Here is a 20,615-nt window from a genome sequence, read left to right on the forward strand (position 1 = left end):
TCCGCGGCGTACGTTCGGCCTCGCCATCGACGCGTGAGAGGAGATGCGCCATGACCACTCCGTCGACCATCGATCCCCCGCAGCCCGTCGCGACCGGGCCCGTCCGGGAGCGCGACGTCCGCGGAGGCGCCGGCACCAGGCTCCACGTGCGCGAGTGGGGCGACCCCGATGGACCCCCCATCGTGTTCGTGCACGGCTGGTCGCAGGCCGACCTGTGCTGGAGGCGCCAGGTGAGCGGGCCGCTGGGCGCGACGTTCCGGCTGATCACGTTCGACAACCGCGGGCACGGGCGCTCGGAGAAGCCGCTCGATCCCGCGTCCTACGCCGACGGCGACCTGTGGGCCGCCGACCTCGACGCGGTGATCGAGCAGACCGGGCTCGAACGGCCGGTGCTGGTCGCGTGGTCCTACGGCGCCCTCATCGTGGCCGACTACCTGCGCGTCCACGGCGATGCCGCGATCGGCGGCATCGACCTCGTGGGCGGGGCCGCGGTCCTGCGCCCTCCGGCGTTCGACCACATCGGCCCGGCCTTCCTCGACGCGGCGCCCCGCGCCTGCAGCAGCGACCTCGAGACGAGCATCCCCGCGCTGCAGCGCTTCCTGCGGGCGTGCACGGCCCGGCCGCTCGACGACGAGACGTCGAGCGCGGCGCTGTGCTGGAGCATGCTCACGCCGCCCGAGGTGCGCGGCGCGCTGCTCGCCCGTGAGCTCGACGCGACGGACGTCCTGGCGCGGGTCGAGGTGCCCGTGCTCGTCACCCATGGCCGCCGCGACGCGATCATCCTGCCGTCGATGGCGGAGCACGTGCTCGCCGCCTGCCCGGCGGCCGTCGCCTCGTGGTACGAGGACGCGGGACACATGCCGTTCCTGGAGGACGCCACGCGCTTCGACCGCGAGCTGGCGGCGTTCGCGGACGCGCGGCGGTCCCCTTAGTGGTTCGTCTGGTGACTATCGGCCCGCATTTCGGGTCGAGGTTGCGGGACGGGCCACTAGATGGCCGCGCTCAGATACCAGGCCCCGAAGAGCAGGCTGACCGCGCCGAGCACCGGGACGAGGCGCTCGAAGGCGCGCAGGGCCGGGCCGAGCGCGAGCGCGTAGCCGAACGCGGCGGACACGGCGGCCATCGAGACCGCCGTCGCGCCCGCGAAGAGGACCAGCGCGCCGGCCGCGGCCGCGCCGCCCGTGATGCTGCCCACGAGCAGGATGCCCAGGCCGCCGGAGCCGCCGACGCCGTGCAGCAGCCCGATGCCGTAGGAGGCGAGCGGGCTGCGGCCCAGCCGCTCCTGATGGGCGTGCTCGTGGCCGTGCTCGGCGGGATGCGGCGCGTCGCGTGGATGTTCGTGGACGTGCGGATGCACGTGGCGCACCTCGCCGTGGACGTGCGGATGCAGGTGCAGGTAGCCGCGCTTCCAGCGGACGAGCAGCCGGATGGCGAGCAGGACGATCACGGCGCCGACCATCGCCTCGGCGAGGCGTTCGACCGCCGGCGGCAGCTCGCCGTGCAGCAGCACGAGCGGCAGTCCGAGCAACAGCAGCATCGTGGCATGCCCCGCCCCCCAGGACAGTCCGAGGATCGCCGCTCGCCGCGCCCGCCGGTCCTCGCGCTCGGACAGCACGAGGGTCGAGACCGCGGTGAGGTGGTCGGGGTCCGTGGCGTGGCGCAGGCCCAGCAGGACCGCCGCGACGAGCGCGATGACGATGCCGCCGGTGCCGAGGCCGGCGAGGGCGTCGTCGAGCGAGCTCACCGCGCGCCTCCGTCGAGCGAGCTCACCGCGCGCCTCCGTGCAGGTCACGCCACGCCGCAACCGCCGCCTGCCCGAACGACACGCCGCCGTCGTTCGGTGGCAACCGCACCGGCACCAGCACGCGCAGGCCCGCCGCGCGGACGCGCTCGCCGACCGCCAGGGTCAGCCGCCGGTTCTGGAAGACGCCGCCAGAGAGCACCACGCTGCGGATCCTCTCAGCCTCGGCCAGCTCCGCGAGCGCCGTCGCCGTGGCGTCGGCCAGCCCGGCGTGGAAGCGCGCGCTGATCGTCGACGGCGACCGGCCTCCCGCCGCATCGCGCGCGGCGCCCAGCACCGCGTCGCGCGGATCGAGGCACAGTCCGCCGGCTCCCGGGACCACGGCGACCGGATATGCCCCGCGCTCGCCCGGGTCGGCGACCGCCTCGAGCTCCATCGCCGCCTGACCCTCGTACGTGCAGCGGGCGCACAGGCCGCACAGCGCCGCGACCGCGTCGAAGAGCCGCCCCGCGCTCGTCGTCACCGGCGCGCCGAGCCCGCTCTGCGCCATCCGCGTGATCGCCCGCCAGTCGCGCTCGGGGACGTTCGCGGCGAAGGTCGCCGGCCGGCGCTCCTCCCCCGCGGCCACCAGCCACGCGCACGCCATGCGCCACGGCTCCCGGGCGGCGCGGTCGCCGCCCGGCTGGCGCACCGCGAGGACATGCCCTGCACGCCGGTATCCGCCGAGATCGCCGACGAGGAGCTCGCCGCCCCACACCGTCCCGTCGGGTCCCAGCCCCGCGCCGTCGAAGATCGCCCCGACCGCCGCAGCCGTCTCGCCGTGCTCGGCCAGGCACGCCGCCAGATGGGCGTGGTGGTGCTGGACGGCGACGTGGTCGACGCCCTCGCGCGCCAGCGCCTCGCTCGTCGAGAGGTAGTCCGGATGCTCGTCATGGGCGACGACCTCCGGCGTGACGGCGAACAGCTGCTCGAAGTGCTCGACGCCCTCCCGGAACGAGCCCAGCGTCTCCCAGCTCTTGAGGTCGCCGATGTGATGGCTCACCCACGCACGGCGGCCCTTGGCGACGCAGAACGTGCTCTTGAGCTCGGCGCCGACCGCCAGGATCGGCCGCGGCGCCACGACCGGCAGCGGCACGCTCCCCGGGACCGACCCGCGCGCCCGGCGCATGAGCAGCGGCGGCCGTCCGGGCACGGCACGCACGACGGAGTCGTCGGTGCGCATGTGGATCGGCCGGTCGTGCACGAGCAGGACGTCGGCGATGGCGCCCAGGCGCTGCCGGGCGTCGGCGTCCTCGTAGGCGATCGGCTCGTCGGAGACGTTGCCGCTCGTCATCACCAGCGTCACGCCGGCGTCCGCCAGCAGCAGGTGGTGCAGCGGGGTCGCGGGCAGCATCACCCCCAGCTCGGACGTCGCGGGTGCCACCGCCCGCGCCACGCGCGCGGCCGGGCGCCTCGGCGCGATGACGATCGGCCGCTCCACGGACTCGAGCACCGCCAGCTCCGCATCATCGAGCACCACCAGCGCCGCGGCCGCGGCGGCGTCGGGCGCCATGAGGGCGAACGGCTTCTCCTCGCGGTGCTTGCGCGCGCGCAGCCGGTGCACCGCCGCCTCGTCGTCCGCGCGGCAGGCCAGGTGGTAGCCGCCGAGCCCCTTCACCGCGACGATCGCGCCCGCCAGCAGCGCCGCCGCGGCGTTCTCGACGGCGTCGCCGCGCAGATCCCGGCCGTCGCCGTCGATCAGCCGCGCGCGCGGACCGCAGGCCGGGCATGCGTTCGGCTCGGCGTGGAAGCGCCGGTCCCGCGGATCCTCGTACTCGCCCCGGCAATCGGCGCACATCGCGAACCCGGCCATCGTCGTGCGCGCGCGGTCGTAGGGCACGGCGCGCACGATGGTGAACCGCGGCCCGCAGTCGGTGCAGTTGACGAACGGGTAGCGGTACCGGCGATCGGCCGGGTCGAAGAGCTCGCGCAGGCAGGCCGCGCAGGTCGCCGCATCCGGGGCGACCGGCGCCGCGGGCTCCCCCGCCTGCGCGCTGGGCGCGATGACGAAGGACCGCTCCCCGCGCGGCTCGACCTCCTCGGCGCCGACCCGCTCGACCGCGGCCAGCGGAGGCGCCTCGCGCGGCAGCCGGGCCAGGAAGCGCTCGACCGCCCCCGGCGCCCCCTCGACCTCCAGCACGACCCCGAGCTCGTCGTTGCCGACCCAGCCCGCGAGCCCGAGCTCGCCGGCGAGGCGGTACACGTACGGGCGGAAGCCGACGCCCTGCACCGTGCCGTCAACGCGCGCGCGCACGCGCGTGGGCCCGCGGGCGGCGACCGTCACGGCTCCTCGATCAGCGTGCGCAGGACGTGCCAGGCCGTCGCCTGGGCCTCCTGGATGCGGGGGATGTGCTGGGAGCGGCTGACGACGACGTCGTCGGCGAGCCCGTCCGCGGCGATCTGCCCGCCGTCGTAGCCGACGAACGCGATCGAGCGCAGGCCGCGCCGGCGCCCTTCGGCCAGCGCGGCGATGACGTTGCCCGAGTTCCCGCTCGTGGTGAAGCACAGCAGCACGTCGCCCGGGCGGCCGTAGGCGATGACCTGGCGCGAGAACACCGCCTCGGTGCCGATGTCGTTGGCGATCGCGGTCAGGATCGCCGGGTCGCCGGTCAGGTCGAGCGCCCGGCGCGCCGGCCATCCCGCGGGCGGGTGGCGCAGGTCGGCGACCGCGTCCATGGCGTCGGTGGCCGAGCCGCCGTTGCCGAGCGCCAGCACGGTCGCGCCGGCCTCGAGCGCGGCGCGCGTGGCGGCCGCCGCCGCGACCAGAGCCGGGCGGCCCTCGTCGATCGTCTGCCGGCGCAGGTCGCCGACCTCGCGCGCCTTCATCAGCACGGACGCGCGCACGTCGGCGATCACCGCCTCCTCGTCGTCGGCGCGCTGCCCCGACAGGAACGGATAGAGGAACGCCGAGGCGCCCGGGTCGGGCGCCCGCGCGTCCGGCCGCCGGTCGAGGAAGACGTGCACGAGCTCCCACAGCACGTGGTAGAGGGTCTCGACGATCTCCTGCTCGACGAACGGGTCGCCGAGCTCGACGTGCGGCGCGACGACGAGGCATCCGCGCTCGCGGGCCGCCTCCAGTCCCGGGCTCGGCTCGAAGCCCATGACGATGTCCGCGGCGTCGACGTTCAGCCCGACGGCCGACGGCTCGAGCGCCAGCGCGGGCAGCGCTCGCTTGCCGACGATGACCGGATGCACGAACTCGACGGCGACGTGGCGCGCGTCGGAGCTGGCGACCGGCGAGCCGGCGAGAGCCACGAGCCGGCCGCCGCCGGCGAAGCGCCCGGCCATCTCGCGGCACAGCCGCGCGATCGCGTCCGCCTCGGCCTCGAAGTACCGCTCCGCCGCGGCGAGCCGGCGCTCGAGGAGCTCGTCGACGAGGCCGAGCGCCGCGGCGGGCCGGCTCACAGCGGCATCGTCTCCCGCGAGCGGGTCCGCTCGCACAACCAGTCGCGCCACGCGTCGACGCCCTCCCCCGTCCGCGCGCTCATGAGCATCCGCGGCACGCCCGGGTTCACCGCGTCGAGGTGGTGCAGGAACAGGTCGAGGTCGAAGTCCAGGTGCTCGAGCAGGTCGATCTTGTTGACGAGCACCAGCTCGCAGGCCCGGAACATCAGCGGGTACTTCAGCGGCTTGTCCTCCCCCTCGGTGACCGCGGACACCATCACGCGCGCGTCCTCGCCGATGCGGAACTCCGCGGGGCAGACGAGGTTGCCGACGTTCTCGACGATCAGCAGGTCGAGGTCGTCGAGCGGCAGCGCGCCGAGCGCCGTCCGGACCATGTTCGCGTCGAGGTGGCACTCCCCGCCGAAGCCGGCGTCGGTGTTCAGCTGCACGACGGGGACGTGCAGCGACGCGAGCCGGTCGGCGTCGAGGCTGCCCTGGACGTCGCCCTCGAGCACGCCGGCCCGCACCTCCGGGAGGTCGCGCAGCACCCGTTCGAGCACCGACGTCTTGCCCGCACCGGGCGCCGACATCAGGTTCACGACGGTCACCCCGGCGCGATCGAAGTCGGCGCGGTTGGCGCGCGCGATGGTGGTGTTGGCGTCGAGGACGTCCTCGACGACGCGGACCTTCGTGCGATGCATCTACATCCTCGAGATCTTCAGGTAGCGCTTGATCTCGGGCAGCTGCGCGGCGACGGCCACCCCGGCGGCGGCGATCGCGGCGAGGCCCAGCACCTTGGTCATGGCGAGAGCTCCTCTCGTTGAGCGGTCAGGTCGGCCAGGAGCGAGCGCACGAGCTCCTCGGCGGCGGGCAGGGCGGCGCGCACGGGCGCGCTGAGCTCTCCCACCAGCTCGTCCTCGTCCCCGGTCATGCGCACCAGCGGCTCGCAGCCGACGACGAGCGTGCGCGCCGGGGTCGCGCCCAGCGTGCGCGCCAGCGCCAGCACCGACACCGGATCCATGCCGTGGGCGTCGAGCGCGGCGTCCTCGGCCTCCTCGATGCGCGGCTCGATGATCGACAGCGTGCCCGGCGGCTCCCCACGCGGCACGGCGTCGAGCAGGACGACGGCGTCCCAGCCGTCGCCCATCGCGTAGGCGAGGTCCATGCCGCGGATGCCGTAGTCGACCACCTCGACGCCCGGCGGCAGCGTGGCCCCCGCGAGCCGCTGGGCGAGCGCGACCCCGAAGCCGTCGTCGGCGAGGAAGACGTTGCCGATCCCGGCCACGAGCACCCGCAACCGGGCGAGCGGCTCCACCTCCTCGGGCGCGAAGAAGAACGTGTGGCCCGGCTGCCGGCGCGCGGCGAGGTCGCGCCCCGGGTCGTCGTCGACGCTCACCGTCAGGTGGAGGCGGTCCTCCATGTCCTGCTCGATGCCCTCGACCACGCCGGTGCGGCCCGCGAGCACGGTGTCGAAGACGTCGGCGCCCGCCCGCGGGCGCAGGCGCACCCGGCTGCCGCGGCGCACCTCGACGCCGCCGATGACGACGGCCTCCGGGGCCGCGCGGGCGAGCTCGTCCCACGCCCCCGTCATGCCGGCCGCACCATGCCGTGCAGGCGCATGAGCTGCTCGGGCTCGAGGGCCTCGCAGCGGGCGAGGATCTCCGCGGCGCGCGGGTCGCTGTCGCGCATCTCGGCCTTCTCGGCGTCCGTGAGGCCGAGGATGCTGAGGATCAGCAGCTGGTCGATCTCACCGCCGTCGAAGAGGTCGCCGGGGCTCTCGGGCGCGATGCGCGGGTGGTCCTCGAGGATGATCGGGGACGACAGCACCGTGCGGTCGTCACCGATGAGCACGGGCCACACGCCCTCGTTGCGGCACGTGGCCGCCACGCCCGCCAGCGCCGGCGGCGGATCGGTCAGCGAGACGAAGCGCCCCGTCCTCGTGCGCAGCACCGCGTGCGTCGAGCAGAACGTGCGCCGCAGCGCCGCCTCGCGGTCGCAGCCGGCGAACGGCGTGGTGTTCGCCACGGCCACCGTCACGCGCCAGAGGCCGTCGCCGACGGGCGCGACGTCCACGCCGACGCTGCCGGTGAGCCCCTCCCAGCGCCGGATCAGCGCTCCCGCCCGCGTCCCGTCCTCGTCGAGCAGCGGCTCCTCCTCGACGCCCGCGGCGATCGACACCGCGCCGGGCGCGCCGATCTCGCGTTCGGCGGCCTCGTCCCACGCGAGATGGCGGCGTCCCGCCACCGTCAGCTCGTCGACGTCCACGAGCCGGCCGCCGCCGTCGTCGCGGGCCACGTCGCGGCGCACGACGTGCAGGAACCGCACCCGGACGTCGATGTCCGGCGGGCGGTCCTGCTCCACGAGGCACTCGGTCCGCTGCAGCCAGCGGTCGTCCGGGTGGCGCTCGCTGTGCGCGCGTGGGTGCACGCCGCCGAAGGTCCAGCGGCGCTGGTTCTTCAGCGCCGAGCGCCGGTAGGGCCACAGGACGTAGCCCTCGTAGAGGACGGCGTCGGCGATGCGGCGTACGGGGTCCTCGGTCACGGCAGGAGCTCCGCGAAGACGTCGTCCCACGTGGCCAGCGCGCGCCGCGACTTGTAGGCGCACAGGGCGTCGTAGGCGTCCTTGGGCAGGCGCAGCCAGGCGGTGCCGGGGAAGTGGCGCTCCATCGTCTCGCGCCACACCGCCACCGGCAGGCGGTACTCGGCCTCCTCCTCCCAGGAGATGCGGGCGGTCTGCAGCCGGCCGTCCGCGGCCGCGTAGAAGACGCTGCCGCTGAAGAGGAACTCGAGGGGCACGTCGCCGTCGGGCAGCGCGTCGAGGTAGCGCGATGCGGCGACCTCGAGGTCGTAGGTGCACGGCACGTCGAGCTCGGCGACGGTGGATCCCTCGAACGCCGGCACGACGAGCGTGGTGCGCGTCCACAGCAGCGTGCGCAGCGTCGTGCCCCAGTCGGCCGGCGGCCCGAATAGCTCGAACAGCCGGTCATGCGAGCGCTCGTCGTAGCGGCGCCGCCGCGCCGCGATCTGCACCTGCACGGACAGCAGGACCGAGCGGATCGGCCGCGCGTCGTCGCCGTCGATGCGCAGCGCGAAGCGCAGCGTCGGGACCGCCGCGCGCGGCACGGGCGCGGCACCCTGCACCGCGAAGGCGAGGCGGGGGATCGTCTCGATCGTGGCGTCCACCGGCGCTATCCCGGCGAGAGGTTCGGCATCCGCGGGTCGATCGGCTCGACGCCCTTCGGATTGATGCCGGTGGAGCGCACGGCCGTCGAGGTGCCGTCGGGGTTGTGGCCCTTCATGCGCTCGTAGTTGCCGGTGCTGTTGCCCTGCTTCGTGCCCTTGACGTGCCCGAGCGAGTCGGTGTCGATGTCGGGCTTGCCGGTGATCGCGTCGTCGGCCATCTCATCTCCCTTCGGTCGTCCGTCCGGCCGGCCGCGCGCGGCGGTCGAGCTCGGCGAAGAACCGCCCGAGCTCCTCCCACACCTCACGGCCGCCGGTGAAGCCGCGCCAGTGCATGCGGATCAGGCCGACGAGCGCATGGCACTCGTCGATCGGCACGATCCAGTGGCCGCGCGCGCCGCGCACGCGGTTGACGAGCAGCGCCTCCACGTCGGGATCGAGCGAGCCGAGCACCGGGTTCGCCGCCACGAGGTCGCTCCACGCCCCGAGCCCCAGCAGCGACTCGGTCGCCCCCATCGGGCTCGGGTAGTACGCACGCACGCGCCCCTCGCGCGAGTCGTCGACGAAGAACACGATGTCGACCGGGACCCGCAGCTCCTCCCACGCGGCGTCGTCGAGCGCGAGGTCGGCGATCGCCAGGCGGCGGTCGCCGACCAGGCGCAGGGTCCCCTGGGCGGCGGCGGCGCGGTCGAACAGCAGCGCGCACGCGCGGCACGTGCACCGCAGTTCTCGCTCGCCGACGTCGAGCAGGTGGCGGTGGCGGGCTTCGATCGGCGTGCCGCACAGGTCGCAGCGCTCCCCGGCGGCCGCCGGTGCGGCGGCGCTGCGGCGCGCCATCCGGCGCAGCCGCGACCCGCTCAGCGGCGTGACCGTCACGCGCGGACCTCGGCCATCGGCAGCGGGCAGACCAACGGCAGTTCGACGGTCCCGGGCGCGACGGGCGCCGGGGCGGCCGCGGGCGGCACCGCGCCCTGCGCCTCCACGCCCTCGAGATCCGGCGCCGCCGTCGCGATCGCCTCCTCGATGGCCAGCCGCAGCGTCGCCGTCGACGACGGGCAGCCGTTGCACGTGCCCTCCAGGCGCAGCCAGGCCACCCCGTCGCGCACCTCGAGCAGCGCGACGTCGCCGCCGTGCGTGCCGAGGTACGGGCGGACCTCGTCGAGCGCGGCGCGCACACGGTCCTCCACCGGCACGGGGTGCAGCCCGTGGACGAGCAGCAGGTGCGAGACGAGCTCGTCGGCCACCACCGCCTCGGCCAGCCGGCCGTCCGCATCGCACTCGGCGACGTGCTCGACCAGCCGCTCCAGCCCGTCCCCGTACAGGTCGAGCAGCGCCTGCGCGAGCTGCGTGGCGGTGTCGCGCGCGGCCGGATCGGCGATCTGCTCGACGGCCTCCAGCAGCGCCTCGACCTCGGTCACCCGTTGCTGGGCGAGCGCGTCCATCAGCCGTGCTCGCCGAACATCGGGTGGTGCACCTGCTTGATCGTCCTGCCGCCGCCGAGGTACATGTGCACGCCGCACGGCAGGCACGGGTCGAAGCTGCGGACCGCGCGCATGATGTCGATCCCGCGGAACGCGTCCGGGCCGTTCTCCTCGAAGATCGGCATCCCCATGCAGGCGTCCTCGTACGGCCCCGGGGTGCCGTAGGAGTCCGTCGGGCTGCCGTTCCACGGCGTCGGCGGATACGGGTGGTAGTTGGCGATCTTGCCCTCGCGGATGACCAGGTGGTGCGACAGGACGCCGCGCACCGCCTCATGGAAGCCGCAGCCGATCGCCTCGTCGGGGACGTCGAAGTCCTCGAAGACCTTCGTTCGCCCGGAGCGCACCTCGCTGAACGCCCGGTCGAGGAAGTGCAGCGCCATCCCCGCCGCATACGCGACGAAGTAGATGCGCGCCCGGTCGCGCTCGATCGCGTTGGACCACTGCGGGACCTTCCACTCCAGGTCGACGGCCGCCGAGTCGGGCGTCTTGGGCAGGTGCATCATCACGCTGCTGCCGGTGGCGCTGACGTACGGCGTCTTGACCTTGTTGGCCAGCGCCGTGACCCACAGGCGCGCGAGCGCGCCGCCGCCCGTGTCGAGCGCCAGGTGGTCGCCGGTGCGCTTGTCGTACCAGCGCGGGCTCATCACCCAGCTGTAGTTGCCGCCGTCGAGATCGCGCTTCTGCGGCTTGGGGATCGTCGTCTGGTTCCACGGGTGGCGCTGGTCGACGGGGTTGCCCAGCGGGTCCTTGGCCACGAACGTCTCCTCGCCCACCCAGTCCTGGTAGTAGGAGCTGCCGAGCAGGATGCGGATGCCGAGGTTGATGTCGACCAGGTTCGTCGTGACGAGCTCGCCGTCGACGACCACGCCCGGGGTCACGAACATCTCGTTGCCCCAGTGGTCCATGTCGCGGTAGTCGTAGTTGACGTGGTCGGGGTTGTTGAACGCGCCCCAGCAGCCGAGCAGGATCCGCCGCCGGCCGACCTCCTCGTAGCCGGGCAGGGCCTCGTAGAAGAAGTCGAAGACGTCGTCGTTCATCGCGACGGCCTTCTTGATGAAGTCCAGGCAGCGCAGCAGCCGGCTGAGGTAGTCGGTGAACAGGGTGGGGGTCGCCGCCGTGCCCACCCCGCCCGGATAGACGGTCGAGGGGTGCACGTGGCGCCCCTCCATCAGGCAGATCATCTCCCGCCCGATCCGGCTCATGTGCAGCGCCTCGCGGTACGTCTCGCCCGTGAACGGGTTGTACGAGCGCATGATGTCGCCGACCGTCCTGTAGCCGTGCTGGTCGGCATGGGGCGCCGCCGTCTGCTCGGCCTTCGCCCACAGGCTCGGGTTCGTCTCCTTGACCAGCTGCTCGCAGAAGTCGACGAACACCAGGTTGTCCTGGAAGATGATGTGGTCGAAGATGTACTCGGCCGCCTCGCCGAGGTTGACGATCCACTCCCCCAGCGGCGGCGGCTTGACCCCGTAGGCCATCTGCTGCGCGTAGCACGAGCAGACCGCGTGATTGTCGCCGCAGATGCCGCAGATGCGGCTGGTGATGAAGTGCGCGTCCCGCGGGTCCTTGCCCTTCATGAAGACGCTGTAGCCCCGGAACAGCGACGACGTGGCCTTGCACGAGACGACCTCGCGGTTGTCGAAGTCGATCTTCGTGTAGAGGCCGAGATTGCCCACGATCCGCGTGATCGGATCCCAGGCCATGTCGACGACCCTGCCGGCCTCCGGCGTCACCTTCTCGCGAACGGCCATGGTGCCCCTCCTAGTTGCCCCAGCGGGGGCTGTAGCCGGTGGTCAGCTGGCGGCGGTTGTGGCGCCACTTGGGCTCCTTGTTGACCGTCTTGTTCGTGATGCCGCGCATCCTGCGGATGAACGGGCCGTAGACGCCGCTCACCGCCGACGACAGCCCGGCGCCGGGAGGCGCATCCATGAACGGCATGAACTTGTCGGGGAAGCCCGGCATCGTGCAACCGATGCAGATGCCGCCCACGTTCGGGCAGCCGCCGATGCCCGCCATCCAGCCGCGCTTGGGCACGTTGCAGTTGACCACCGGCCCCCAGCAGCCGACCTTCACGAGGCACTTGACCGAGTTGTAGTCCTCGGCGAAGTCGCCCTGCTCGTAGTAGCCGGCGCGGTCGCAGCCCTCATGGACGGTCTTGCCGAACAGCCACTGCGGCCGCAGCTGCGAGTCCAGCGGGATCACCGGCGCCAGGCCGGCGGCCTGGTAGAGCAGCCAGGTCAGCGTCTCCATGAAGTTCTCCGGCTGGACCGGGCAGCCGGGGACGTTGACGATCGGCAGGCCGCCCGCCGAGCGGAAGTCCCAGCCGAGGTAGTCGGCCAGGCCCATGCAGCCGGTCGGGTTGCCCGCCATCGCGTGGATGCCGCCATAGGTCGCGCAGGTTCCGATCGCGACGACGCCCCACGCCTTCGGCGCGAGCCGGTCGATCCACCAGTTCAGGGTGAGCGGCTCGCCGGTGGCCTCGTCGTTGCCGAACGACGTCCAGTAGCCCTCGCCGTTGATGTTCTCGTTCGGGATCGACCCCTCGATGACCAGCACGAACGGCGCGTCGAGCTGATCCACGGCGGCCTGGCGGAACGGCGCAAGGAACTCCTCCCCGCCCAGCGTCGGCGAGAGGACCTTGTTGTGGAGGTGGACCTTGGGCAGGCCCGGGATCGCCCCGAGCAGGACGTCCTCGATGCCCGGTTGGCCGGCCGCCGTCACCGACACGGAGTCGCCGTCGCAGCTCATCCCTTCGGAGATCCACAGGATGTGGACCTCCTCGACCGCGGGTGCCTTCGGCTCAGTCGCCACTGCCCACCCCTTCCATCGTCGTCTCGTCCAGTTCCAGCGACTCCACGCGCAGCTCCTCGCCGCGCAACAGCTGGAGGTCCAGCCCGCCGCAGGCGGCGCAGTGCAGCGGGAAGCCGTCGAGCACGGTGACCGTCGCGCACGCGCGGCAGCGCCCCTCCGCCGGCACGGTCACGACGTCCAGCTCCGCCCCCTCCACCGCGGTGCCGACCGCGACCAGCTCGAACGCGAACTCGAGCGCCGACGGCACCACCTGGCGCAGGTGCCCGATCGCCACCTCGACGCACATGACCCGCCGCCCGGCGGCGTGGGCGTCGGCGATGCGCACGATGGCCTCGGCGATCGAGAGCTCGTGCATCAGCAGATCCTCGGCAGCGGGTCGCCGACGAGCTGGTCCATCACCCGCCGGCCGCCGAACGCGGTCTCGACGAGCACCATGCCGGGCGGCTCGGTGCGCACCTCGCCGATCTCGGCCGCCGCCTCCCCGCCCGGGACCGCCTGCAGCGCGTGGAGCGCCGCACCGGCGGCCTCCGGGGCGACGAAGGCCACCAACCGCCCCTCGTTGGCGACGTAGAGCGGGTCGATCCCGAGCAGTTCGGCGGCACCGGCGACCTCGGGGCTCACCGGCACGTCTGCCTCGCGAACGACCATCGCCACGCGCGAGGCGCGGGCGAGCTCGTTGAGGACCGACGCCACGCCCCCGCGCGTGGCGTCGCGCATCGCCCGCAGGTCCGGCCCGGCCGCGTCGAGCACGGCGTCGACGGTCGGCCACAGGCTCCGGGTGTCGGAGACGATGTCGGCCTCGAGCCCGAGCTCGCCGCGGGCCAGCATGATCGCCGTGCCGTGCTCGCCGATCGTCCCCGAGACGAGGATGCGGTCGCCGGGCCGCAACCCGGACGGCGACAGGCGGGCGCGCGGGTCCCGGCGGCCGAGGCCGGTCGTGCACACGTACATGCCGTCGGCGTGCCCGCGCTCGACCACCTTCGTGTCGCCGGCGACGACGTGAACGCCGGCCGCCGCGGCCGCCGCGCCGATCGCCTCGACCTCGGCGCGGAGGGTCTCGGAGGGCAGGCCCTCCTCGAGGACGAGGCTCAGGGTCAGCGCGAGCGGCCGGGCGCCCGACACGGCGAGGTCGTTGACCGTGCCGTTGACCGCCAGCTCGCCGATCGAGCCGCCCGGGAACCGCAGCGGCTTGACGACGAAGCTGTCGGTCGTCAGCGCGAGCTCGGCGCCGTCGACCTCGACGGCTCCCGCATCGCCGAGCGCGCTGAGCTCTGGTGAGGCGAAGGCGGGGACGAACAGCCCCTCGATCAGCGTCTGCGTCGCCTTGCCGCCGGCGCCGTGGGCCATCGTGATGCGGTCGTCCTTGAAGCGGGCCGGCTTCGCGCGCGCGGTCTCGATGATCGAGAGGATCCGCTCCTCGCGCTCGCTGACGTCGCTGCCGGCCACTAGACCACCGCCCGCTCCCGCGCGAAACGCCCGTAGTTGTAGTACGCGGCGCACGCGCCCTCGGGCGACACCATGCACGTCCCGATCGCGTGCTCCGGGGTGCAGGCCGTGCCGAAGACCTTGCACTGCCACGGCTTGATGACGCCCTTGAGCACCTCGCCGCACTGGCATGCCTTCGGGTCGGCGACCCGCACCCCGGGGACGCCGAAGCGCTGCTCGGCGTCGAAGTCGGCGTAGGCGTCCGAGAGGCGCAGCGCGCTGTCGGAGATGAAGCCGAGGCCGCGCCACTCGAAGTGCGGGCGCAGCGCGAAGACCTCGGCCATGACCTCGAGCGCGCGCAGGTTGCCCTCGTAGGGCACGACCCGCGTGTACTGGTTCTCGACCTCGCAGCGGCCCTCGTCGAGCTGGTGCAGGATCATCGCTATCGCCTGGAGCAGGTCGAGCGGCTCGAAGCCGGCGACGACGAGCGGCCGCTCGTACTGCGCCGGGATGAACTCGAACGGCCGCGCACCGACGACGGTGGCGACGTGGCCGGGGCCGATGAAGCCGTCCAGGCGCAGGTCCGGTGAGTCCAGCAGCGCCCGCAGCGGCGGCAGGATCATCACGTGGTTGCAGACGCACGAGAAGTTCGTCACGCCCTCCATGCGCGCGCGCTTGAGCGTGAGCGCCGTCGACGGCGCGGTCGTCTCGAAGCCGATCGCGAAGAAGACGACCTCGCGGTCCGGGTGCTCCTTGGCGATCCGCAGCGCGTCCAGCGGCGAGTAGACCATGCGCACGTCGGCGCCCTGGGCCTTCGCGTCGAGCAGCGTGCCGTCGGCCCCGGGCACGCGCATCATGTCGCCGAAGCAGGTGAAGACGACCTCGGGCCGGCGGGCGAGCGCGATCCCGTCGTCGACGCGGCCCATCGGGATTACGCACACCGGGCAGCCGGGCCCGTGCACGAGCTCGACGTTCGCCGGCAGCAGGTCGTCGAGGCCGTACTTGTAGATCGCGTGCGTGTGGCCGCCGCAGACCTCCATGAGCTTGTAGTGGCGACCGGGCTCGACCGTGGAGAGAACCTCGGCCGCCAGCGCCCGGCCGAGCTCCGGGTCGCGGAACTCGTCGACGAACCTCACCTCGCGGCCTCCTGCGCCTCGAGCGCGGCGATCGCCACGCCCGCGTGGACCAGGACCCGGCCGCCGGCGGCGACCGGCGCCACGAGCGCCACCTCGACGGTGCGGCGCGTGCCGTGCTCGTCCTCGCACAGCGCCAGGCCGCGCTCCTCGTCCACCCGGAGGACCCGCATCGCGTCGGCCTCGTCGCCGCACGTCGCGCAGTGGCCTCCGGGTGGACAGAGCTCGGTCATTCGATCGCGCTGGCCTTGAGCTCCTCGAGCTCCTGGTCGTACTCGGCGCCCATCGCCTCGAGCAGCTCGAGCGTCGCCCGGGCTTCCTCTTCGTCGACCTTCGACAGCGCGAAGCCCACGTGGATGAGCACCCAGTCGCCCGGCCCGATGCCGTCGAGCAGACCGACGTTGACGGTGCGGCGGACGCCCGCCACCTCGACGGTCGCGAGCCCCCTCTGCTCGTCGACCAGTGTCACGACTTGGCCTGGGATAGCCAGGCACACGGCCGGACCTCCACTCCCTTGCGCCACCCCCGAGGCGGCGACGCGCTCGACTGTACGCCTCTGGTCACCGATGGACAAGAACGGCCGGTCTCGAGCGTCTGGTCCCACGTCCGGCGTCGGACGTTCGGTGGACGGGTACGGGACGGAGGTATCTGCGACCGCAGGAGAACCGCATCGCAGATCTCACCGGGCTCGGCGATCGCTCGCGGAGGTTGTCGGGCGCGCGCAGGCGGCGCAGAACGCGACCGACCAGGTCGCGTCGATGGAGGGCGGCGAGGACTTCGCCGACACGCCGCGCACGATGGGCGAGCAGGCGGCCGAGACCGAGCGGCGCACCGGCGCGCTCGTGAGTCGACGGCAGGAAGACCGCGATCCGCGAGCCGGCCCGGAAGACGAACGCCCGAGGCCATCGAGGTGATGAAGACCTACCTCGAAGGCGAGGAGGAGGAGGAGGCGCTCGACGCCTTCGAGTTCCTCGCGATGGCCGCGGCCGCCGAGCTCGGCCACTGGGAGATCGTGCAGCAGATGGCGACCATGACCGGCGCCGCCGGGGTGCGCGGGCTCGGCGCCGCCGGTCCGCCGGTTCTGTCGCGTCGACGGCGTCAGGCGCCGTGAACGCGACAACCACGCCTCGCTCGAGCTCGCCGCCGAGGAGACGAGCGAGATGGCGGCGAGCCCTTGGAGGCTCGCCGCGGCCGGTCCGCCGATTCTGTCGCGTCGACGGCGTCAGGCGCCGTGAACGCGACAACCGCGCCGCACGCCTCGCACGACCCGCCCAGCTCTGTCGCGTCAACGGCGTCAGGCGCTGTCAACGCGACAGCCGCGCCGCACCTCTCGCACGACCCGCCCAGCTCTGTCGCGTCGACAGCGTCAGGCGCCGTCAGCGCGACAGCCGCGCCGCACGCCTGGCACGGCCCGCCCAGCTCTGTCGCGTCGACAGCGTCAGGCGCCGTGAATGCGACATGTCCGGGGGGGCGAGTTCCCGGGCCCGGCGCCCTGACGTCCCCATAGGACGTCACCTCGAAATCGAGCGCCGCGTCGCCGCGCTCGCCACACGCCAGCACGGCGTGGTCACCCGCCGCCAGCTGGTCGAGCTCGGACTCGGCGTGGCGGCGATCGACCACCGCGTCCGCAGCGGGCGGCTCATCTCCCTGCACCGGGCGGTCTACGCGCCCGGGCATGGGGCGCTGCGGCCGGAGGGCCATCTGCTCGCGGCCGTCCTGGCATGTGGACCCGGAGCCGTGCTCAGCCACGCCAGCGCCGCGCTGTGGTGGGGGCTGCGCGACTCACGGGCCCGGGTCGTCGACGTCACGGTGGCCTCCGACGCGGGACGGCGACGCCGGCGCGGGACGCTGCGCATCCACCGCCGCGCGGCGCTGCGGCCGGAGGAGGTCACGACGCACCGCGACATCCCCATCACCACGCCCGCCCGCACCCTGCTCGACCTCGCCTCGGTGACCGACCGCCGCCCGATGGAGCGGGCGATGGACGAGGCCGAGGTGCTCGGGCTCTTCGACCGCCACGCGCTCGAGGCGGTCCTCGCCGCCCATCCGAGCGCGCCCGGTGCTCGGCTGTTCGCCGCGGTCCTGGCCGGGCACGCGGCCGGTTCCACGCTCACTCGGACGGATCTCGAGGAGCTGTTCCTCGCCTTCTGCGACGAGCGCGGTCTCGACCGGCCGGTCGTCAACGGGATCATGGCCGGCCTCGAGCTCGACTTCTTCTGGCCGGCGCAACGCCTCGGCGTCGAGGTCGACGGCTACGCGTTCCACCGGACCCGCTCCGCGTTCGAGCGCGACCGCGAACGGGACGCCATCCTCACCGCCGCGGGCGTGCGCGTGCTGCGGTTCACCGACCGCCAGATCAAGACGCGGCCGGCCGAGGTGCTTCGCGCGATCGCGACAGCGCGCGATGAGCAGGCGATCCTGTCGCGAACACGGCGTCAGGCGCCGTGAACGCGACAGCCGCACGGAAGCCGACGCCGCCGACGGTCACGATGGCGTGGTTGACGAGGAACACGGCGTCGCGGTCGCCCCGCAGCCGGCCGCGTCGCAGGCCGAGCAGTGCCCCCAGACGAAGTCGTCGTGGCCGTTGGCGGCGGGCGCGCGCGCCGCGCGCGCCGCGCGCGCGAGCGCGACGAGCTCGCGGGTCTCGTGGTCGCCTCGCCGCCGCCCGCCCGCGAGCCGCCGCTCACGACCCGGCCGGACCGCCCTGGCCCAGGGTCAGCCGCAGATACCGCGACGTCGCCTCCGCCCGGTTGGCCGCGTGCAGCTTGCGCAGGATGTTCTTCACATGGAACTTCACGGTGCCCTGCGAGACGACGAACTCCCGCGCGATGTCGGCGTTCGTACGGCCCTGGACCATGAGCCGCAGCACCTCGAGCTCGCGGCGCGTGAGCAGCTCCTGCAGCGCCGACTCGCCCGTGCCGTCGCCCCGGCCCGCCGTGCCGGTCCCTGCGGCCGTCGAGCCGCCCGCCGCCTCGAAGTCGTCGGGCCCGAGCGCGATCGCGCGGTCGGTGAGCTCGCTCGTCCGGCTTGCCGCCCACGACGCGATCTGGCGCATCTCCTGGCGCTGGATGCGCAGCCGCGTGCGCAGGATCGCCCGCTCGTAGACGATCGCGAAGCAGAGCGCGAAGGTGCCCATGTTCGCGGCGTCCTGCTCGTCGAGCGCGCGGTTGCCCGCGTGGCGGTCGCCGTGGAAGAAGCCGATGACGCGGCCCTCGAGCATGATCGGCGCGACGACATACTCGCGCCAGCCCATGACGTCGGCGTACGCGCGCCGCTCGACCGGGTCGCCCTCGGCCACCCGGACCAGCTGGGGGCGCCGGCGCCGCAGCACCTCGCCCTCCACGCTCGGGTAGTCGATCGACGCCGACGCGGCGCGCAGCGCGATCAGCGCGTCCTCGGCCGAGTACTGCCACGCCGGCGCATGAAGCGACTGGGCGGTCAGCCGGCCGTTGTCGACCCGGCTGAGCACGATCCGGTCGAGGTCGAGCGCCGCAGCCGCCTCGGCCGGCGCGCGCTCGAGCAGCTCGCTCGGCGGCCCCAGCTCGTCCAGCCGGGCGAGCGTCTCGGCGAACCGGTCGCTGCCGAGCGACGGCTCGAGGGCGGCGATGGCGCCGACGGTCATCGGTAGGCCTTCCATGGCGGCTGCTCCCGGTCGTCCTCCGCCTGCACATGGCGGATCTCGAGGAGGTAGGTGGCGAGCACGTCCTCGTCGGCGAGACGCAGATGCGGCGCGTCGCTGAGCTCGATGACGTGCTCGATGTGCTCGCGGTTGGAGTCGTAGGCGGCGGGACGGTCGGTCAGCTCCCACGCGACGACCTCGGCCTCGAGGCCGTGGGCCTCGAGCAGCTCGTCGGTGCGCGATTGCGACAGGATCGACGTGACCGTGACGAGCGCGACGCCTTCCGGTGCCAGCGCCTGCGGCAGCTTCGAGATCACCTGATCGACGAGCCCGCGGCCCCAGTAGTCGATCGGCCGGTGCGAGGACGGGTCGGTCGGCTCGGTCGGGCTCTGCGGCAGCGTCGCGACGATCACCTCGTAGCGCGCATCCGGGATCCACGGATAGAGGTCCGCCGTGGCCCCCGTCACCCGGTCGGCCACGCCGTTGCGAAACGCGTTGTCGAGCGTGTTCGCGACGGCGCGCCCGTCGACGTCGAGGGCATGGACGTGCGTCGCGCCGTTGAGCGCGAGCTGCACCGTCTGCAGCCCGACGCCGCTGCCGACGTCGAGGCAGCGCTGGTGCGCGCCGACGTTCTCGTCGTAGAGGTAGCGCCAGGTCAGGTACGTGCCGGGGATCGACCGCGCCACCCCGCGGTGACGCGCGATCTCCGGCAGCGGCAGCGGCGAGACGGGACGCCGGCTGCGGTCGAGCCACGGCGACGAGCGGCGCGGCGGGCGGGCGAGCGCGATGGCGGCGTCGTCGGCACCGGCGGCGCCCCGGCGGCGGTGGCCGCGCGGCGCGTCGCGCAGCGCCGTCCGCGCCGCGGCGATGTGCTCGGGCCCCGTGCCGCAGCAGCCGCCCACGATGTCCGCACCCTCCTCGCGCCAGCGCAGCGCCATCTCCGCGAACTGCTCGCCGCCGACCTCGCCCGAGAAGCGCCAGCCGGCGTTTGTCAGATAGCCCAGGTTCGGGTAGACGCCGAGCGGCAGGTCGGTGAAGTCGCGCAGATAGGAGATCATCCCGTCGACGTGGTCGGGCGGGATGCAGTTGATGAGCAGCGCCTGCACCCCGAGCTCCTCGAAGCGCCGCGCGGCGCGCCCGAACGCGTCGCCCTCGGGCCCGCCCCAGTGCTGGCCGTAGACGCCGCACAGCCCGTGGCGGCAGCGCCTGAACGACAGCCACACGGGCGGGCCGGTCTCGACGAGCTGCTCGACGACCCCGAACAGCGAAGGGCGTACGAGCGAGAGCGTCTCGGCCAGGATCAAGTCGGGCGGCGCGTCGCCGAACGCGCGCTCGAGCAGCGGCGCGGTGACCCCGGCGCCGGGGCGGTCGATGTCACCGTTGAGTGCGAACGCAACCGCGCAGTCGTCCTCGCGCCCGTGGTCGGCGATCGCCTGGCGCACGAGGCGGATGCCGCGGCGCGCGATCTCCATCCAGTGCACCGGCTCGCGCTGCTCGTCCCAGATGTGGGCGTCGCCGGCGAGCGCCGTCGCGAGGCCCCACGTGTTCGTCGTGACGACGTCGGCGCCGGCCGCGACGTAGCTGCGGTGGACGTCGAGCACCTCCGCCGGGCTCGAGGCGAGCGCCTCCATCCCCCACAGCCGCTCGTCCTCCTGGCCGTGCTTGTGCTCGAGCTGGGTGGCGATCCCGCCGTCGAGCACCACGCAGCGCTGCCGGGCGAGCGCGTCGCGGACCAGCTGCGCGCCCGCAGGCGTGCTCGTGGTGTCCACTTGCGGCCGCTCTCGCATCTGTCCAGAAGGGTAGGAC

Annotated in this window: 24 protein-coding genes; 4 read left to right on the forward strand and 20 right to left on the reverse strand. The window is 73.6% G+C overall.

Annotated elements, in window-relative coordinates; all coding sequences use genetic code 11:
• Positions 1-50: 50 nt before the first annotated feature.
• Complete coding sequence (locus DSM104329_RS17130; RefSeq protein ID WP_259311066.1) at positions 51-932, forward strand: alpha/beta fold hydrolase; 882 nt, start codon at positions 51-53, stop codon at positions 930-932.
• 56 nt (positions 933-988) lie between these two features.
• Here the strand turns inward: DSM104329_RS17130 and DSM104329_RS17135 are convergent, their stop codons facing one another.
• The 18 genes from DSM104329_RS17135 to DSM104329_RS17215 are packed head-to-tail and all read right to left on the reverse strand — an operon-like array spanning position 989 to position 15,686.
• A complete protein-coding gene (locus DSM104329_RS17135; protein WP_259311067.1) occupies positions 989-1,744 on the reverse strand; it encodes a HoxN/HupN/NixA family nickel/cobalt transporter in 756 nt (251 codons plus the stop codon).
• A gap of 22 nt (positions 1,745-1,766) precedes the next feature.
• Entirely contained in the window at positions 1,767-4,064 is a 2,298-nt protein-coding gene (hypF, locus tag DSM104329_RS17140) for a carbamoyltransferase HypF (protein ID WP_259311068.1), read from the reverse strand.
• The gene (locus DSM104329_RS17145; protein ID WP_259311069.1) at positions 4,061-5,185 is read right to left on the reverse strand and encodes an SIS domain-containing protein; all 1,125 of its coding nucleotides are present in this window, start codon (positions 5,183-5,185) and stop codon (positions 4,061-4,063) included. The genes hypF and DSM104329_RS17145 overlap by 4 nt, the downstream gene beginning before the upstream one ends.
• Complete coding sequence (hypB, locus tag DSM104329_RS17150) at positions 5,182-5,865, reverse strand: hydrogenase nickel incorporation protein HypB (RefSeq protein ID WP_259311070.1); 684 nt, start codon at positions 5,863-5,865, stop codon at positions 5,182-5,184. Before hypB ends, DSM104329_RS17145 begins: the two co-directional genes overlap by 4 nt.
• Positions 5,866-5,967, reverse strand: coding sequence for a DUF6893 family small protein (locus DSM104329_RS29145; RefSeq protein ID WP_407655847.1), 102 nt, complete (start codon positions 5,965-5,967; stop codon positions 5,866-5,868). It abuts the gene before it with no gap.
• Positions 5,964-6,755 carry a hydrogenase maturation protease gene (locus DSM104329_RS17155; protein ID WP_259311071.1) on the reverse strand — a complete coding sequence of 264 codons (792 nt, stop codon included), beginning with the start codon at positions 6,753-6,755 and terminating at the stop codon, positions 5,964-5,966. The genes DSM104329_RS29145 and DSM104329_RS17155 overlap by 4 nt, the downstream gene beginning before the upstream one ends.
• On the reverse strand, positions 6,752-7,705 hold the full coding sequence (locus DSM104329_RS17160) for a hypothetical protein (protein WP_259311072.1): 954 nt from the start codon (positions 7,703-7,705) through the stop codon (positions 6,752-6,754). Before DSM104329_RS17160 ends, DSM104329_RS17155 begins: the two co-directional genes overlap by 4 nt.
• On the reverse strand, positions 7,702-8,346 hold the full coding sequence (locus DSM104329_RS17165; RefSeq protein WP_259311073.1) for a DUF6084 family protein: 645 nt from the start codon (positions 8,344-8,346) through the stop codon (positions 7,702-7,704). The genes DSM104329_RS17160 and DSM104329_RS17165 overlap by 4 nt, the downstream gene beginning before the upstream one ends.
• Positions 8,347-8,351: 5 nt before the next feature.
• A complete protein-coding gene (locus DSM104329_RS17170; RefSeq protein ID WP_259311074.1) occupies positions 8,352-8,564 on the reverse strand; it encodes a hypothetical protein in 213 nt (70 codons plus the stop codon).
• Between the two features lies 1 nt (position 8,565).
• Positions 8,566-9,219 (reverse strand): DUF5947 family protein, encoded by a 654-nt coding sequence (locus tag DSM104329_RS17175; protein ID WP_259311075.1) that lies wholly within the window; start codon positions 9,217-9,219, stop codon positions 8,566-8,568.
• Positions 9,216-9,785: a NifU family protein gene (locus DSM104329_RS17180; RefSeq protein ID WP_259311076.1), complete on the reverse strand. Its 570-nt coding sequence runs from the start codon at positions 9,783-9,785 to the stop codon at positions 9,216-9,218. The genes DSM104329_RS17175 and DSM104329_RS17180 overlap by 4 nt, the downstream gene beginning before the upstream one ends.
• Positions 9,785-11,572 carry a nickel-dependent hydrogenase large subunit gene (locus DSM104329_RS17185; RefSeq protein ID WP_259311077.1) on the reverse strand — a complete coding sequence of 596 codons (1,788 nt, stop codon included), beginning with the start codon at positions 11,570-11,572 and terminating at the stop codon, positions 9,785-9,787. The genes DSM104329_RS17180 and DSM104329_RS17185 overlap by 1 nt, the downstream gene beginning before the upstream one ends.
• Before the next feature lie 10 nt (positions 11,573-11,582).
• Complete coding sequence (locus DSM104329_RS17190; RefSeq protein ID WP_259311078.1) at positions 11,583-12,632, reverse strand: NADH-quinone oxidoreductase subunit B family protein; 1,050 nt, start codon at positions 12,630-12,632, stop codon at positions 11,583-11,585.
• The gene (locus DSM104329_RS17195) at positions 12,622-12,987 is read right to left on the reverse strand and encodes a hydrogenase maturation nickel metallochaperone HypA/HybF (RefSeq protein WP_259311079.1); all 366 of its coding nucleotides are present in this window, start codon (positions 12,985-12,987) and stop codon (positions 12,622-12,624) included. Before DSM104329_RS17195 ends, DSM104329_RS17190 begins: the two co-directional genes overlap by 11 nt.
• Positions 12,987-14,078, reverse strand: a complete 1,092-nt coding sequence (gene hypE / locus DSM104329_RS17200) for a hydrogenase expression/formation protein HypE (RefSeq protein ID WP_259311080.1) — start codon at positions 14,076-14,078, stop codon at positions 12,987-12,989. Before hypE ends, DSM104329_RS17195 begins: the two co-directional genes overlap by 1 nt.
• Positions 14,078-15,193, reverse strand: coding sequence for a hydrogenase formation protein HypD (hypD, locus tag DSM104329_RS17205; protein ID WP_259311081.1), 1,116 nt, complete (start codon positions 15,191-15,193; stop codon positions 14,078-14,080). The genes hypE and hypD overlap by 1 nt, the downstream gene beginning before the upstream one ends.
• Positions 15,190-15,423: a HypC/HybG/HupF family hydrogenase formation chaperone gene (locus tag DSM104329_RS17210; RefSeq protein WP_259311082.1), complete on the reverse strand. Its 234-nt coding sequence runs from the start codon at positions 15,421-15,423 to the stop codon at positions 15,190-15,192. Before DSM104329_RS17210 ends, hypD begins: the two co-directional genes overlap by 4 nt.
• Positions 15,420-15,686, reverse strand: a complete 267-nt coding sequence (locus tag DSM104329_RS17215; RefSeq protein ID WP_259311083.1) for a HypC/HybG/HupF family hydrogenase formation chaperone — start codon at positions 15,684-15,686, stop codon at positions 15,420-15,422. The genes DSM104329_RS17210 and DSM104329_RS17215 overlap by 4 nt, the downstream gene beginning before the upstream one ends.
• A gap of 262 nt (positions 15,687-15,948) precedes the next feature.
• Between DSM104329_RS17215 and DSM104329_RS17220 the strand changes: the two genes are divergently transcribed.
• The 3 genes from DSM104329_RS17220 (at position 15,949) to DSM104329_RS17230 (ending at position 17,638) form a co-directional block, all read left to right on the forward strand.
• Entirely contained in the window at positions 15,949-16,104 is a 156-nt protein-coding gene (locus DSM104329_RS17220) for a hypothetical protein (RefSeq protein ID WP_259311084.1), read from the forward strand.
• A complete protein-coding gene (locus DSM104329_RS17225; protein ID WP_259311085.1) occupies positions 16,104-16,301 on the forward strand; it encodes a hypothetical protein in 198 nt (65 codons plus the stop codon). Before DSM104329_RS17220 ends, DSM104329_RS17225 begins: the two co-directional genes overlap by 1 nt.
• Positions 16,302-16,648: 347 nt before the next feature.
• Positions 16,649-17,638, forward strand: a complete 990-nt coding sequence (locus tag DSM104329_RS17230; RefSeq protein WP_259311086.1) for a DUF559 domain-containing protein — start codon at positions 16,649-16,651, stop codon at positions 17,636-17,638.
• Positions 17,639-17,873: 235 nt separating this feature from the next.
• Here the strand turns inward: DSM104329_RS17230 and DSM104329_RS17235 are convergent, their stop codons facing one another.
• Both DSM104329_RS17235 and DSM104329_RS17240 read right to left on the reverse strand, forming a co-directional pair.
• Positions 17,874-18,812: a LuxR C-terminal-related transcriptional regulator gene (locus DSM104329_RS17235; protein ID WP_259311087.1), complete on the reverse strand. Its 939-nt coding sequence runs from the start codon at positions 18,810-18,812 to the stop codon at positions 17,874-17,876.
• A complete protein-coding gene (locus tag DSM104329_RS17240; RefSeq protein WP_259311088.1) occupies positions 18,809-20,578 on the reverse strand; it encodes a homocysteine S-methyltransferase family protein in 1,770 nt (589 codons plus the stop codon). Before DSM104329_RS17240 ends, DSM104329_RS17235 begins: the two co-directional genes overlap by 4 nt.
• Between the last annotated feature and the right edge of the window lie 37 nt (positions 20,579-20,615).

The sequence above is a fragment of the Capillimicrobium parvum genome, assembly GCF_021172045.1.
GTDB classification, from domain to species: domain Bacteria; phylum Actinomycetota; class Thermoleophilia; order Solirubrobacterales; family Solirubrobacteraceae; genus Capillimicrobium; species Capillimicrobium parvum.

Bases quoted from the DNA above. Each gene is read 5' to 3' on its own strand.
- DSM104329_RS17155 (WP_259311071.1), bottom strand. From the start codon at position 6,755: ATGACGGGGGCGTGGGACGAGCTCGCCCGCGCGGCCCCGGAGGCCGTC.
- hypB (WP_259311070.1), bottom strand. From the start codon at position 5,865: ATGCATCGCACGAAGGTCCGCGTCGTCGAGGACGTCCTCGACGCCAAC.
- DSM104329_RS17230 (WP_259311086.1), top strand. From the start codon at position 16,649: ATGTCCGGGGGGGCGAGTTCCCGGGCCCGGCGCCCTGACGTCCCCATA.
- DSM104329_RS17210 (WP_259311082.1), bottom strand. From the start codon at position 15,423: ATGACCGAGCTCTGTCCACCCGGAGGCCACTGCGCGACGTGCGGCGAC.
- DSM104329_RS17130 (WP_259311066.1), top strand. From the start codon at position 51: ATGACCACTCCGTCGACCATCGATCCCCCGCAGCCCGTCGCGACCGGG.
- DSM104329_RS17220 (WP_259311084.1), top strand. From the start codon at position 15,949: ATGGAGGGCGGCGAGGACTTCGCCGACACGCCGCGCACGATGGGCGAG.
- DSM104329_RS17225 (WP_259311085.1), top strand. From the start codon at position 16,104: ATGAAGACCTACCTCGAAGGCGAGGAGGAGGAGGAGGCGCTCGACGCC.
- DSM104329_RS17185 (WP_259311077.1), bottom strand. From the start codon at position 11,572: ATGGCCGTTCGCGAGAAGGTGACGCCGGAGGCCGGCAGGGTCGTCGAC.
- DSM104329_RS17235 (WP_259311087.1), bottom strand. From the start codon at position 18,812: ATGACCGTCGGCGCCATCGCCGCCCTCGAGCCGTCGCTCGGCAGCGAC.
- DSM104329_RS17170 (WP_259311074.1), bottom strand. From the start codon at position 8,564: ATGGCCGACGACGCGATCACCGGCAAGCCCGACATCGACACCGACTCG.
- DSM104329_RS29145 (WP_407655847.1), bottom strand. From the start codon at position 5,967: ATGACCAAGGTGCTGGGCCTCGCCGCGATCGCCGCCGCCGGGGTGGCC.
- DSM104329_RS17195 (WP_259311079.1), bottom strand. From the start codon at position 12,987: ATGCACGAGCTCTCGATCGCCGAGGCCATCGTGCGCATCGCCGACGCC.
- DSM104329_RS17180 (WP_259311076.1), bottom strand. From the start codon at position 9,785: ATGGACGCGCTCGCCCAGCAACGGGTGACCGAGGTCGAGGCGCTGCTG.